This window comes from Microbacterium nanhaiense (genome assembly GCF_014646015.1).
GTDB classification, from domain to species: Bacteria; Actinomycetota; Actinomycetes; order Actinomycetales; family Microbacteriaceae; genus Microbacterium; species Microbacterium nanhaiense.
In genome coordinates this window covers 521,773-535,168 of record NZ_BMMQ01000002.1, presented here as the reverse complement: position 1 = coordinate 535,168, position 13,396 = coordinate 521,773, and the positions used below count along the sequence as shown (strand labels likewise).

Genomic DNA, 13,396 nt, shown 5'->3' with positions numbered 1-13,396 from the left:
CACCCCTTCGCCCCGAGCCACGCCCGGCGCCTTCAGGCTTCGGAAGCGATTCTCAGCTGACAAGATGGGGGCATGACGACTGCCGACGCCCGCCTCGGACGACGCCTGCCCGAGCAGCTCGACGAGTTTCAGCTCGCCGAGGACAACCCGCACTACCGCGTCGACATCGAGCGGATCCGCTTCTCGCCCTACTTCTCGCGGCTGTCGGCCGTCACGCAGGTCATCGCACAGTCCGGCGCGGGGCTCGCGGTGCACAACCGCCTGACGCATTCGGTCAAGGTCGCCGCCGTGGCCCGCGCGATCGCGATGCATCTGCACCGCGATCCGGGACCGACGGGTCGGCTCGTGGAAGAGCTCGGCGGCTGCCACCCCGTGGTCGTGCAGGCCGCCGCGAGCGCGCACGACATCGGGCATCCGCCGTTCGGGCACCTCGGGGAGATGGCGCTCGATCGCCTCGCTCGCTCGCGCTTCCGGCTGATGGAGGGCTTCGAGGGCAACGCCCAGACCTACCGGATCATCACGCGACTCGACGAACACGACAGGCCCGGCGTCGGCCTCAACCTGACCCGCGCCGTACGCGCGGCGGTGCTCAAGTACCCGTGGCGCCGCGACCAGGGCGGTAATCGTCGCGGGGCGGCGAGCAGCAAGTTCTCGATGTACGCGGTCGATGTGGCCGACGCGGCAGACGCCCTGAGCGCGTATCCGCAGATCGAACCCGGCCAGCAGACGCTCGAGTGCTCGGTGATGGACATCGCCGACGACATCGCGTACTCCCTGCACGACCTCGATGATTTCTATCGAGCCGGGCTGCTCAACCAGGCCGCGATCTCCGGGGAGTTCCGCGCGTGGCGTCGCGAGCGCGCCCAGCTGCGCCGAGCCGACACCGCCTCCGTCGGCGCGCGAGGGCGCACGCCCGGCTATTCTCTCGAGATGCTCTGGCGGCGCCTCGCGGAACGGGATCCGTGGATAGCCGACGCGGACGCGTTCGACGCCGCCGTCGAGAAGGTCAGCGACGAGGTGATCGACGGTCTCCTCACGGTGCCCTTCGATGGATCGCTCGCGGCGGATCGCGCGCTCGCGCGATTCACGTCCGAATGGATCCGCCATCTCCAGGCCTCCGTCGAAGTGCACCGGGAACCGGCATTCCGCTCGGGGCACATCAGCCTCAACCGCACCGCATGGCACGAAGTAGCCGTGCTGAAGTTCCTCCACGAGCGTTTCATCCTCGACCGCGCCGACCTCGCGATTTACCAGCGCGGTCAGGCGAGCCTCGTGGAACGCCTCGTGGACGGCCTCACGGCCTGGCTCGACGATCCGTACGACGTGCGCCGCGCACCGAACCGGCTGCTCGACCTCGTGGACCTCGCGACGGAGGACTATTTCACGGCCCGCGCCGAGCGGCCCGAGCTGCTGTCGACGACCGATCAGACGGAGCTCCAGCGGCGCGCCGTGGGGCGCGGCGTCATCGACTACATCTCCTCGCTCACCGACGCGCAGGCGATCCACGTCGATGCGCTTCTCTCGGGCCAGACCGAGCGGCTGTGGGACGCGGGACAGGCCCTCTGACGAGCGGGTGGTTGTGAAACCCCTGTCGGCTTCCCGTAGAATCGCTCCGGACTTGGTCTGTGGCGCACAACGTGCGCGGGAGCTTCGACGATGAGCAGAGTCAGCCCCACAAGAGCCGACATACCCCCGGGTGACCTCGTTCCCCCTGGCCGTCTTCGGCCACCAGCGCTCCGCGCAGAAAGGAAACCTATGCTCGACTCCAGCCTCCAGGCGACGCTCGACACTGTCCTTGCCCGTAACCCCGGCGAGCCCGAATTCCACCAGGCCGTTCGCGAGGTCTTCGACTCGCTCGCCGTGATTCAGACGCGCCACCCCGAATACAACGACGCCGCAATCCTCACTCGCCTCTGCGAGCCCGAGCGTCAGATCATCTTCCGTGTGCCGTGGGTCGACGACAAGGGCACCGTTCAGGTCAACCGCGGATTCCGCGTCGAGTTCAACTCGGCCCTCGGCCCGTACAAGGGCGGTCTGCGATTCCGCGGCAATGTGAACCTCGGCATCGTGAAGTTCCTCGGTTTCGAGCAGATCTTCAAGAACTCGCTCACGGGCCTGCCCATCGGCGGCGGCAAGGGTGGTTCGGACTTCGACCCGGCCGGCAAGTCGGACGGCGAAGTCATGCGCTTCTGCCAGTCGTTCATGACCGAGCTGCACCGCCACATCGGTGAGCACACTGACGTGCCCGCGGGCGACATTGGCGTCGGCGCGCGCGAGATCGGCTACCTCTTCGGCCAGTACAAGCGCCTCACGAACCGCTACGAGGCGGGCGTGCTCACCGGCAAGGGCCTCACCTGGGGCGGTTCGCTCGTGCGCACCGAGGCGACCGGCTACGGCGCGGCGCTCTTCGCTCAGGAGATGCTCGGCGCGCGAGGCACCAGCATCGAGGGCCGCAAGGCCATCGTGTCCGGATCCGGCAACGTCGCGATCTACGCCATCGAGAAGGTCCACCAGCTCGGCGGCACCGCGATCACCGCCTCCGACTCGACCGGATACGTCGTGGACGAGGACGGCATCGACCTCGAACTGCTGAAGCAGATCAAGGAGGTCGAGCGCGGCCGCATCAGCGACTACGCCGAGCGCCGCGGCGGCAAGGCCCGTTTCGTCAAGGACGGCAGCGTCTGGGACGTGCCCGGCGACATCGCCCTGCCCTGCGCGACGCAGAACGAGCTGAACGCGCGCGACGCGAAGAAGCTCCTGGAGAACGGCGTCATCGCCGTGTCCGAGGGCGCGAACATGCCGTCGACGCCCGACGCCGTCGAGCTCTTCCGCGAGGCGGGCATCGCGTTCGGCCCGGGTAAGGCCGCGAACGCCGGTGGCGTGGCCACGAGCGCGCTCGAGATGCAGCAGAACGCCTCGCGCGACACGTGGTCGTTCGAGTACACGGAGCAGCGCCTGACCGAAATCATGCGCAACATCCACAAGAACACGCTCGAGACCGCCGAGGAGTTCGGTCGTCCGGGCGACTACGTTCTCGGCGCGAACGTCGCAGGCTTCCGCAAGGTCGCCAACGCGATGCTCGCGTTCGGCGTGATCTGAACCGCCGCACAAACAGAGCGAAGGCCGGTGGGCTCCACGTCCACCGGCCTTCGCCGTTTTCCTGCGCTGCTTACTGCTCGGGCAGCACGATCTCCTGACCCGCGAAGATGAGGTTCGGGTCGGAGATCTCGTCCTGATTGGCCGCGAAGAGGGCGAGCCAGCCGTCCTCGATGTCGAGCTCGTCGGCGACGATCGACAGCGTGTCTCCGGCCTCGATCGTGTACGTCTCGTCCGAGGCCGTCACGTCCGGGAGGTCGTAGCTGGCGGGAGCTGGATCCGCGGCAGGCGCCTCGGCCGCCGGCTGCGCGGGCGCGGCCTGTTCGGCCGGCGCGGCGCTCTCCGCAGGGGCCGCGGGAGCCGCCGGTGCCGCGGCTTCCTCGGGAGCGGCCGCGGGCGCCGGATCCGCTGCGGGCGCGGGCTCCGCGGATCCGCTTGCGCCGATCTGCGCGGAACAGGTGGGCCATGCGCCCCAGCCCTGCGTTGCCAGCACGTTCTCCGCGACGCGGATCTGCTCTTCGCGCGACGCGTCGGCGGGGTTGCCGACGCCGCCGTTCGCCTGCCAGGTCGACATCGAGAACTGCAGGCCACCGTAGTAGCCGTTTCCGGTGTTGATCGACCAGTTGCCGCCGGACTCGCACTGCGCGAGCGCGTCCCAGGTCGCGCCATCGGCCGCGTTGGCGGCCGTAGGGACGAAGGTTGCAGCGCCGGCCAGAGCGATGACGCCTGCGGCGATCGCACCTCCGCGAGCGAATCGACTCGGAGCGGTGCGGGTGTTGTGGTTCTGCTTCACAGTGAACTCCACGGCCCCACCTGATGCACGAGGCATCACCGCCCGACCGGTGCTATCGACGTTATGGTACGAAGGATTCTCGGGGCGGACCAGGTGGCCATCCTTCGCGGTTCAGATGGCCACACTACGCCCATATAACAACCCGATAACAACTCGAACAGAAACTTGACAGCTTACTCGTCAGTTACGTTGCGGTTGGATACTCCGTCTCAGCGCCAACCGAGCGCCGGCGCCACCTCCGTGATGATGGACTCCATGACGTGCGCCGCATAGCGGACGCCGAGCTGATTTGGCACCGTGATCAGAAGGGTGTCGGCTTCCGCGATGGCCTCGTCGTAACGGAGCTGCTCAATGAGCTTGTCCGGTTCGTCCGTGTACGAGCGACCGAAAATTGCACGGGTCCGCTCGTCGATGTGGCCAATCTGGTCTTCGCTGTCGTGCCCGCCGAGGAAGTAGCGGCGGTCCTCGTCGCTCGTGATCGCCACGATGGAGCGCGACACCGAGGTGCGGGGCTCGAATCCCCACTTTTCGGCGTCCCACGCCTCCTTGAACGCGCGGAGCTGCTTGGCCTGCTGCACGTGGAACGGCTCGCCGGTCTCGTCGTTCTTGAGCGTCGAGCTCATGAGGTTCATGCCCTTCTCGGCGGCCCAGACGGCGGTCGCGTCGGATCCCGCACCCCACCAGATGCGCTGGCGCAGGCTCTCGCTCGTCGGCTCGAGCCGCAGGAGGCCCGGTGGATTCGGAAACATCGGGCGCGGGTTCGGTTGCGCGAAACCCTGCCCCTCGAGGAGTTGCAGGAAGAGCTCGGTCTTCTGGCGAGCCGCGTCCGCCCCCGTGGGGTCATCCTCCGCCGCCTGGTAGCCGAAGTACTTCCACCCGTCGATCACCTGCTCGGGTGAGCCGCGCGAGACACCGAGCTGAAGTCGGTTGTCCGAGATCAGGTCGGCGGCGCTCGCGTCTTCGACCATGTACATCGGGTTCTCGTAGCGCATGTCGATCACGCCGGTGCCGAGCTCGATCCTGCTGGTCTTCGCTCCGGCCGCCGCGAGCAACGGGAAGGGCGACGCCAATTGGCGCGCGAAGTGGTGCACCCGGAAGTACGCGCCGTCGGCACCGATGTCTTCCGCGGCCTGCGCGAGGTCGATGGACTGGTGCAGCACGTCGCTCGCCGACTGGGTCTGCGATTGAGGGTGCGGCGTCCAGTGCCCGAACGAGAGGAACCCGATCTTCTTCATGTTTTCATTCAACAACATGGATCAGCATTCATTCCCGCCGGGCACCGGACGACGTTTCAGCGGCGCGCCGCCTTCCGACGGAAGAGCCATGCGCCCCACACCGCGGCGATCACGAGGAAGACCGCGCACCATCCGATCGCCCACCACGGCTCCGCCTCGAGCGGCGATCCCATCAGCAATCCGCGGATGGTCTCCACAATCGGCGTGATCGGCAGGTTATCCGCAATGGCCTGCAACCAATCCGGCATGCTCGACACCGGAACGAACGCGCTAGACAGATAGGGCAGGAAGAGCAGAATGAAGCCGTATCCATTCGCCGCCTCAGGGCTGCCGGCCGCGAGGCCGATCGCCGCGAAGAGGTAGGTGATCGCGAGGATGTACAACGCGATGAGCGCCGCCGTGGCGATCCAGTCGATCAGCCCAGCAGCGGGGCGGAAGCCGACCGCGATGCCCACCGCGACAACGATTCCGGTCGCGACGAGATTCCTCAGGACGCTGGCGACGACGTGGCCGGTGAGCACGGCGCCCGCTCGCACCGGCATGGTGCGGAAGCGATCGATGATGCCCGTCCGCATGTCGTTCGCGACGTAGACCGCGGTCGAGGACGCGCCGAAACCGGCGCAGGTGAGGATGATTCCCGGGACGACATAGTCCACGTACGCTCCGGAGGGGTCGATCGCACCCCCGAACACCCACGTGAACATCAGCATGAGCATCACGGGCAGCATGATCGCCATGAGGAGGGACTCGCCGTCGCGCAGCGAATGCCTCAGGCTCCTCCCGACGAAGATCCTCTCCGCGCTGAACCCGCCCAGCTGCGGGCGCGGTGCCGACGTCGAGATTGCGATGGCCGAACCGTTCATGCGTGCTCCTTCATGGCGTTGTCGGATTCCGTGATGGCGAGGAAGACGTCGTCGAGGGACGGGTGGCGAACCTCGATGGTGCCCTGCGCGCCGAGGCCGTCGAGACTGTCGAGCGCGCCGCGAACGCTCGCGATCGTGCCGTCGGTGGGCACGCGCCGGATCAGTTCGCCGTCGTCGCCGCGCAGTTCGACGGTGTTGCCGCCGATTGTCTTCTTCAGCTCGGCTGGAGTGCCCGTGGCCGCGATTTTTCCGGCGTTCAGCACCGCGATGCGGTCGGCGAGCGCATCCGCCTCCTCGAGGTACTGCGTGGTGAGGAAGACGGTGGTACCCGCAGCCGCGACCGCGCGGATCAGAGCCCACAGGTCTCGGCGGCTTCGCGCGTCGAGGCCCGTCGTGGGTTCGTCGAGGAAGAGCACCTCGGGAGTGACGACGAAGCTGAGCGCGAGGTCGAGGCGCCGACGCATGCCGCCGGAGTGCGTCCGCACACGCCTCCCCGCGGCGTCCGAAAGGTCGAAGCGGGCGAGCAGCTCCGCGCTCGTGCGGCGAGCTTCGGCGGCGCTGAGGCCGGCAAGCCGCGCGAACATGACGACGTTCTCGGTGGCGGAGAGGGCGTCGTCGACCGCGGCCGACTGACCCGTGAGGCTGATGCGGCGCCTCACCTCCCCCGCTCGTGTCCGCACATCGAAGCCCGCAACCGACGCCGTGCCTCCGTCGGGCGCGGTGAGCGTCGTGAGAATACTGATGGTCGTCGTCTTACCCGCGCCGTTCGCCCCAAGCAGGGCGAAGATCTCGCCGCGCTCGACGGTGAGATCGAGCCCATCGATGACCGCGCGGCCGCCCAACTCCTTTCGCAGGCCGCGCACGTGGATTGCAGTGGACATGGGGTTCCCTTCCCTCTAGGACGTAAACTGTATATGCCAGATACCTTCCGTGTATGACCATACCAGACGGTTTACAACGTACACAGAAGTAGCATGGACGTATGACCGAGACCGAACCGGAACTGCCGCGCGGGATCGCCCTGGCCTGGGGCGTCGCCGCGGATCCGCAACGCGGACCGAAGCGCGAGATGAGCGTCGAGCGCATCGTCGAAACGGCGGTCGAGCTCGCGGATGCCGATGGGCTGGGCGCGGTCTCGATGGCGGCGGTCGCCGCCAAGCTGGGTTTCACGCCGATGTCGCTATACCGCTATGTGAGCGCGAAGGACGACCTTCTGCTGCTCATGCAGGAGGAGGCGACGGGGATTCCGCCGGAGAGTCACCTCGACGAGGAGGGGTGGCGAAACCGACTCCGTGCATTGTTCGAGGCGCAGGTGCTCGTGTACGTGCGCCACCCGTGGATGCTCGCGCTCCCGATCACCGGCTCCCCGATCACGCCCAACAGCTCGGCGTGGCTCGACGCCGGTCTGGCGTCCCTCGAGAACACCCCGCTCACCTCCGACGAGCGGGTCGCCGTCGCGCTGTCCGTCACCGGACACGCGCGCTGGTACGGGATGGTGCTTGCGGGCTACGCCGAGCAATCGCGGGTCACGGGCCTCACGCCAGAGGAGGTGTCCGCTCGCGAGTCGGCGCTCTTCGACCGCGTCATCACGGCCGACGAGTTCCCGTCGCTCCGCCGCGCGATCGACGACGGCGTGTTCGTTGCCACGGCCGATCCGTTCCGTTTCGGAGTGGAACGGATCCTGGACGGTGTCGAGAGCTACATCGCCGCGCTCGACAGCGGCGAGCCCCATGTCAGCGTTGACGAATGGGCCGAAGCGGACTCGCCCGACGTCGAGGGCGACAAGCGGGTTCGAGAGGCGCGAAAAGCGGTGCGCGATGCGGAGAAGGCCGTGCGGGACGCACGCAAAGCCGAGCGACAGGCGCTCCGCGAAGCGACGGAGCGCGCCCGCCGCTGACGAGAATCACGTGCGCCGAGCCGGATCCCCGTCAGGGCGCAACCGTGATCCACTCGCCGTACTTGGGTGCGCGGCCGTCGCCCGAGGATCGGCCGGTGAGGCGACGCTTGACCCACGGCGCGACGTGGTCGCGGTAGTAGTCGCGCGTGCCGAGGTGCGGTTGGCCCTGCTCGGGCAGGTCCCACCAGCCCTCCGGCACACGCTGCCCGAGGGCGTCGAGCACGCGGGCGGCCACGCGGTGATGTCCGCGCGCGTTCATGTGCAGGCGGTCGGGCGACCAGAACGCCGGATCCCGCAGGGCCGCGTCCGTCCAGTTGACGGCCCAGACGATGCCCTCCGTGCGGCGGAGGCGGTTCGTGACCGCCGCCGTCAGCGCATCGCCGCGACGCCGGATGAGCTTCGACATCGGCAGTCCCCCGGACGGATCCGCGCCGGCCAGGAGGATCGGCGTCACACCGTTCTCGCGACAGCGACGCTCGACCGTGACGAAGGCGTCGACGATGCGTTCGAGGTCGGTCCCCGGGCGCAGCATGTCGTTGCCACCGCCGTTGAACGAGAGGTGCGTGGGCCCGAGCGCGAGCGCGGCCTCGAGTTGTCCATCGACGACGGGCCAGGCGAGCTTGCCGCGAATCGCGAGGTTGGCGTACTCGGTCGACTCGCCGAGCGAGGCGGCCCAGCCCTCGGCGGCCAGATCGGCCCAGCCGCGCGGCGTGCCGTCGACGCGCTCGTCTCCCACGCCCTCGGTAAAGCTGTCGCCGATGGCAACGTATCTCACGCTCGTCACGGTCCTCATTCTATGAAGAACCGCCTTGCGCGCCGTTCGACTCACCCTCGCCCGTCCGGATAAGATCATCCGATCGCACCGTCGCGTGCGCAGCCCTCATCCCATCTTTCGATCGACTCGAGTTGCTGTGTCCTCCACTCTCACGACCGGCGCGCCGTGGCGCGTCATTCTCGCCTTCTCCATCCCTCTGCTCATCGGCAACGTCGTGCAGCAGCTGTATCAGTTCGTCGACACGGTCGTCGTCGGCCGACACCTGGGTGTCGATGCCCTCGCCGCGGTCGGCGCCACGGGCAGCCTCATCTTCCTGCTGATCGGCTTCGCGCTCGGCGTGACTAGCGGATTCGCGATTCCGACCGCACAGGCGTACGGTGCGGGCGACCACACGGCGGTTCGGCGATCCGTGGCGACGGGAACGATCCTTACCGCCGCCATGAGCGTGGTGCTGACGATCGCGGCTCCCCTGCTCGCGCATCCCATCCTGATCCTCATGCAGACGCCCGCCGAGCTTCTCGACGACGCGACGGTGTTCGCGCAGGTGAGCTTCCTCGGCTCCGCCGCGACGATGTTCTTCAACTACCTCGCGGCGATCATTCGCGCGATCGGCGACTCCCGCACGCCGCTGATCTTCCTCATCCTCGCCTGCCTGCTGAACATCGCCCTGGTGATCGTGATGGTCGGTCCGCTCGGGTGGGGCGTGGCGGGTGCGGCGCTCGCGACGGTTGTCTCGCAGGCGGTATCCGTCCTCCTGACGCTCGAGTACGTCCGCCGGCGCCTGCCCGTGCTCCACGTCGGACGCGCCGATTTCCGCGTCGCCCGCGCCGAGCTCGTCGAACACCTCCGCCTCGGACTCCCGATGGGCTTTCAGGCGTCGATCATCTCCCTCGGCATCATTGCGGTGCAGGTGCGCCTGAACTCCCTCGGCGCCGAGGCCGTGGCGGCGTACACGGCCGCCTCCCGCATCGACAGCCTTGCAAGCGCGTTCCTCGCATCCCTCGGTCTTGCCGTGTCGATGTACGTTGCGCAGAACTTCGGCGGCGGTCGGCCCGATCGCATCCGCCGCGGCGTCGGGCAGGCGATCTGGATGTCGATCATCGGCTCGGCGTTCCTCGGCGTGCTCATGGTCGTCATCGGCGCACCGGTCGTGCGGGTGTTCGTCGGCAACGATGCCGAAGGCGTCGTCGACCTGGCGCACACGATGCTCATCATCAATGGCGTGACCTATTGGATCCTCGGGGTTCTGTTCGTCACCCGGGGTGCGCTTCAAGGGCTCGGCCGCACGCTCGTGCCCACGATCACGGGCGCCGTCGAGCTCGGCATGCGCACGCTGGCCGCGATCGCGCTCGGGGCCTTCTTCGGGTTCGTCGGCGTCGCGTGGAGCAACCCGGTCGCCTGGATTGGCGCGGTCGTGATCCTGATCCCGGCCTACGTGCGCGCCCACCGTCAGCTCGCACACATGCCGGTGAACCCGCGCGTACTAACCGACACGACCCCCATCGCGCTGATCGGCCCGCACGAGGGATCCGACGCGGTGGACACCGTCATCACCACCTCGATCACGCTGCCGCAGACCGGCGCCATTACCGTGCGCAAGGGACGGAAGTCGCGGCGCGCAAAGTAGCAGTTGCACAACACCGCCATGAGGCCCCGGAGTTCCCTGGGCCTCATGGGGTCAGCTGAGCGACCGGCCCTTCAGCTCGCTGAGCCCCCACGCCGAGGCGGCCGCTGCGGCGAAACAGATCGCGAAGACCGTGAAGACGAGCGGCGCGCCGCCGACGCCGAGCGCCCACGGCGTGAACAGCGGCGCGACGATCGAGGCCACCCTGCCCACCGCCGCCGCGGCGCCCGCTCCCGTGGCGCGCACCGCGGTCGGGTACACCTCGGGGCTCACGGCGTAGAGAGCGCCCCACGCGCCCAGGTTGAAGAATGACAACAGGCAGCCGAATAGCAGGATCTGCCAGACCTCGCCGGCGCCGCCGAAGAGCATCGCGCTGATGGCGGAACCGACGAGGAACACCGACAGCGTCGCGCGACGTCCCCACACCTCGATGAGCCACGCCGCGAGCGCGTAGCCGGGCAGCTGGGCGAGCGTGATGATGAGCGTGTAACCGAACGACTTCACGAGGTCGAAGCCCTGCGCATGCAGAATCGACGGGATCCAGATGAACGCGCCATAGTAGCTGAAGTTCACGAAGGCCCACACTGCCCACAGTGCGATCGTGCGCACCGCGAGGCCGCCGCGGAACAGGTCGGTGAATCGCGTGGCGCCCGCCGGCACCGACGCCGTCGGGGCCGCGGCGGCGGATCCGCGATCGAAGCGATCGACGATCGCCTGTGCCTCCGCGAACCGGCCCTTCGATTCGAGCCAGCGCGGCGACTCGGGCAGCGTCCACCGCACGACGAGCGCGTAGACGGCGGGGATGGCGCCGATCGCGAACGCCCATCGCCAACCGTTCTCGAGCGGCACCACGTAGTAGCCGATCACGGCAGAGGCGGTCCAACCAACCGCCCAGAACGCTTCGAGCACGACGACGAGGCGGCCGCGGATTCGCGCGGGCGCGAACTCGCTGACGTACGTTGACGCGACGGGCAGCTCGGATCCGAGGCCTAGGCCGACGAAGAATCGCAGGACGAGAAGGGCGCCGACCCCTCCGACAAGCGCGGACGCACCGGTTGCGAGACCGTAGACGAGAAGAGTGATGGCGAAGACCTGGCGACGCCCGAGCTTGTCGGCGAGGAGGCCTCCGACGCTCGCACCGATCGCCATGCCGATGAAGCCGACGGAGGCGATCCAGCCCGAGGTGGAGGCGTCGAGCTTCCACTCGACGCTGAGCGCCGCGATAATGAACGAGATGAGCCCGACGTCCATGGCGTCGAGGGCCCAGCCGACTCCGGATCCGGACAGGATCTTGAGGTGGGGACGGCCGAAGCGCGCCCGGTCGAGCCGCGCGGCGGCCGAGGACGGGGCATGCGTGTCGAGAGAGGTCACCCCGACAGGTTAATGTCGGGGTAACCTTAAGTGCAACTCAGTCGCCGAGAAGAGCCGAACGTAGCGTGTCGAGTCCGACCCCGCCGAGGTCGAGCGCACGACGATGGAACGCCTTGAGCGAGAACGCCTCGCCCTCGCGCGCCGCGAGCTCGTCGCGGATCTGCTCCCAGATGCGCTGGCCCACCTTGTACGAAGGCGCCTGACCGGGCCACCCGAGATAGCGGTTCACCTCGAAGCGCACGAACGCGTCGTCCATGTTCACGTTCCGACGCATGAACTCCAGGGCATAGTCGGCGTCCCAGGTGCCCTGCCCGTCGGGGCGGGTCTTGCCGAGGTGCACCCCGATGTCGAGCACGACACGTGCCGCGCGCATGCGCTGACCGTCGAGCATGCCCAGCCGCGCGGCCGGGTCGTCGAGATAGCCGAGCTCCTCCATGAGCCGTTCCGCGTAGAGCGCCCAGCCCTCGGCATGCCCCGACGTGCCAGCGATCATGCGGCGCCACGCGTTCAGTTCGCCGCGGTTGTACACCGCCTGGCCGATCTGCAGGTGGTGCCCCGGAACGCCCTCGTGGTAGACGGTCGTCAGCTCGCGCCAGGTGTCGAAGGTCTCGACCCCGGCGGGCACCGACCACCACATTCGGCCGGGGCGCGAGAAGTCGTCGCTGGGGCCCGTGTAGTAGATCTCACCGGACGTCGTCGGGGCGATCATGCACTCGATCCGGCGCACGGGCGCGGGGATGTCGAAGTGCGACTCCCCCAGCTCCGCGACCGCCCGGTCCGCCGTCTCCTGCATCCAGGAGCGGAGCGCCTCGGTGCCGACCAGCTTGCGCGACACGTCGCCCTCGAGGTGCGCGACGGCCTCCTCCACGCTCGCCCCCGGCAGGATCTCCTGCGCGACCCTCTCCTGCTCGGCGGTCACGCGCGCGAGCTCTTCGAGGCCCCACTCGTAGGTCTCGTCGAGGTCGACCGCCGCGCCGAGGAAGCGCCGCGAGTGCAGCGCGTACAGTTCGCGTCCCACGCCGTCCTCGGAGCCTGCCCGCGGCGCGAGCACGCCGTCGAAGAAGCGGGCCAGGCGTGCGTATGCCTCGCGAGCGGCTCCCGCACCCGCGACCAGCTCGCCGTGCAGGGATCCCGAAACCGGCGATCCGTCAACGAGTTCGTCGAAGAACCCACCCGCGGCCGCGAACGATCGCGCCTGCTCGGCCACCGCGTGCACCTGGCGCACGGCCGGCACGATGCCCCGCTGAATTCCCTCGCGGAGCGTCGCCATGTATCCGTCGATGGCGGCGGGCACGGCGGCGAGGCGCGCCGCGATGTTGCCCCAGTCCTCCTCGCTCTCGCTCGGCATGAGGTCGTAGACTTGCCGGATCTCCTGAGCGGGGCTTTCGAGCACGTTGGCATCGCGAAGGTGCCAGCCGGCGTCGTACAGCGCGAGCCCGAGCTCGAGCTCGCTCGTCAGATCGGCCTTCGTCACGCGGTCGACGTCGTCGGTCGCTTCGAGCCCGGCGAGGCGGTCGAGAACCGAACGCGACGCGGCGGCGAGGGCCGCGTGCCCCTCGGGGCTGTAGTCGCCGTAGCGGTCGTCGCCATCGGTTCGGCCGATGTACGTTCCCGTCACCGGGTCGAGGTCGACGAGGGTGTCGAGCCACTCTTCCGCGAGGGCGTCGATCGGGGTCTGGGGTCGCAGCGTCTCTGACATCCCTCCCAGGCTATCCCCCGGCGTAAGCATCCCGTGAAGAAAC

The 13,396-nt window shown here is 68.4% G+C and carries 11 protein-coding genes; 4 read left to right on the top strand and 7 right to left on the bottom strand.

Translation table 11 applies throughout. The annotated features are described in order from the left end of the window. Positions 1-72: 72 nt before the first annotated feature. Together IEX05_RS05535 and gdhA are read left to right on the top strand one after the other, a co-directional pair. Positions 73-1,566, top strand: coding sequence for a deoxyguanosinetriphosphate triphosphohydrolase family protein (locus IEX05_RS05535; protein ID WP_188700359.1), 1,494 nt, complete (start codon positions 73-75; stop codon positions 1,564-1,566). 189 nt (positions 1,567-1,755) lie between these two features. Continuing rightward, a complete protein-coding gene (gene gdhA / locus IEX05_RS05530; RefSeq protein ID WP_188700358.1) occupies positions 1,756-3,099 on the top strand; it encodes an NADP-specific glutamate dehydrogenase in 1,344 nt (447 codons plus the stop codon). A gap of 70 nt (positions 3,100-3,169) precedes the next feature. Here gdhA and IEX05_RS05525 read toward each other — a convergent pair whose 3' ends face one another. The 4 genes from IEX05_RS05525 to IEX05_RS05510 form a co-directional block, all read right to left on the bottom strand. Next, the gene (locus IEX05_RS05525) at positions 3,170-3,901 is read right to left on the bottom strand and encodes a LysM peptidoglycan-binding domain-containing protein (RefSeq protein ID WP_373286283.1); all 732 of its coding nucleotides are present in this window, start codon (positions 3,899-3,901) and stop codon (positions 3,170-3,172) included. A 197-nt stretch (positions 3,902-4,098) separates the two neighbouring features. Continuing rightward, the gene (locus IEX05_RS05520; protein ID WP_188700356.1) at positions 4,099-5,124 is read right to left on the bottom strand and encodes an LLM class flavin-dependent oxidoreductase; all 1,026 of its coding nucleotides are present in this window, start codon (positions 5,122-5,124) and stop codon (positions 4,099-4,101) included. A gap of 56 nt (positions 5,125-5,180) precedes the next feature. Beyond that, entirely contained in the window at positions 5,181-5,987 is an 807-nt protein-coding gene (locus tag IEX05_RS05515) for an ABC transporter permease (RefSeq protein ID WP_188700355.1), read from the bottom strand. After that, a complete protein-coding gene (locus IEX05_RS05510; RefSeq protein ID WP_188700354.1) occupies positions 5,984-6,868 on the bottom strand; it encodes an ATP-binding cassette domain-containing protein in 885 nt (294 codons plus the stop codon). Before IEX05_RS05510 ends, IEX05_RS05515 begins: the two co-directional genes overlap by 4 nt. Positions 6,869-6,969: 101 nt before the next feature. On the opposite strand from IEX05_RS05510, the gene IEX05_RS05505 reads away from it, so the two are divergent. Beyond that, positions 6,970-7,884, top strand: coding sequence for a TetR/AcrR family transcriptional regulator (locus IEX05_RS05505; protein ID WP_188700353.1), 915 nt, complete (start codon positions 6,970-6,972; stop codon positions 7,882-7,884). Between the two features lie 31 nt (positions 7,885-7,915). On the opposite strand, the gene IEX05_RS05500 is transcribed toward IEX05_RS05505, so the two are convergent. After that, positions 7,916-8,677: an SGNH/GDSL hydrolase family protein gene (locus IEX05_RS05500; protein WP_188700352.1), complete on the bottom strand. Its 762-nt coding sequence runs from the start codon at positions 8,675-8,677 to the stop codon at positions 7,916-7,918. Positions 8,678-8,795: 118 nt separating this feature from the next. On the opposite strand from IEX05_RS05500, the gene IEX05_RS05495 reads away from it, so the two are divergent. After that, positions 8,796-10,286, top strand: a complete 1,491-nt coding sequence (locus IEX05_RS05495) for an MATE family efflux transporter (protein WP_188700351.1) — start codon at positions 8,796-8,798, stop codon at positions 10,284-10,286. A 51-nt stretch (positions 10,287-10,337) separates the two neighbouring features. Here IEX05_RS05495 and IEX05_RS05490 read toward each other — a convergent pair whose 3' ends face one another. After that, complete coding sequence (locus IEX05_RS05490) at positions 10,338-11,654, bottom strand: MFS transporter (RefSeq protein ID WP_229661137.1); 1,317 nt, start codon at positions 11,652-11,654, stop codon at positions 10,338-10,340. Positions 11,655-11,691: 37 nt separating this feature from the next. Next, positions 11,692-13,353 (bottom strand): DUF885 domain-containing protein, encoded by a 1,662-nt coding sequence (locus tag IEX05_RS05485; protein WP_188700350.1) that lies wholly within the window; start codon positions 13,351-13,353, stop codon positions 11,692-11,694. Positions 13,354-13,396: the final 43 nt, after the last annotated feature.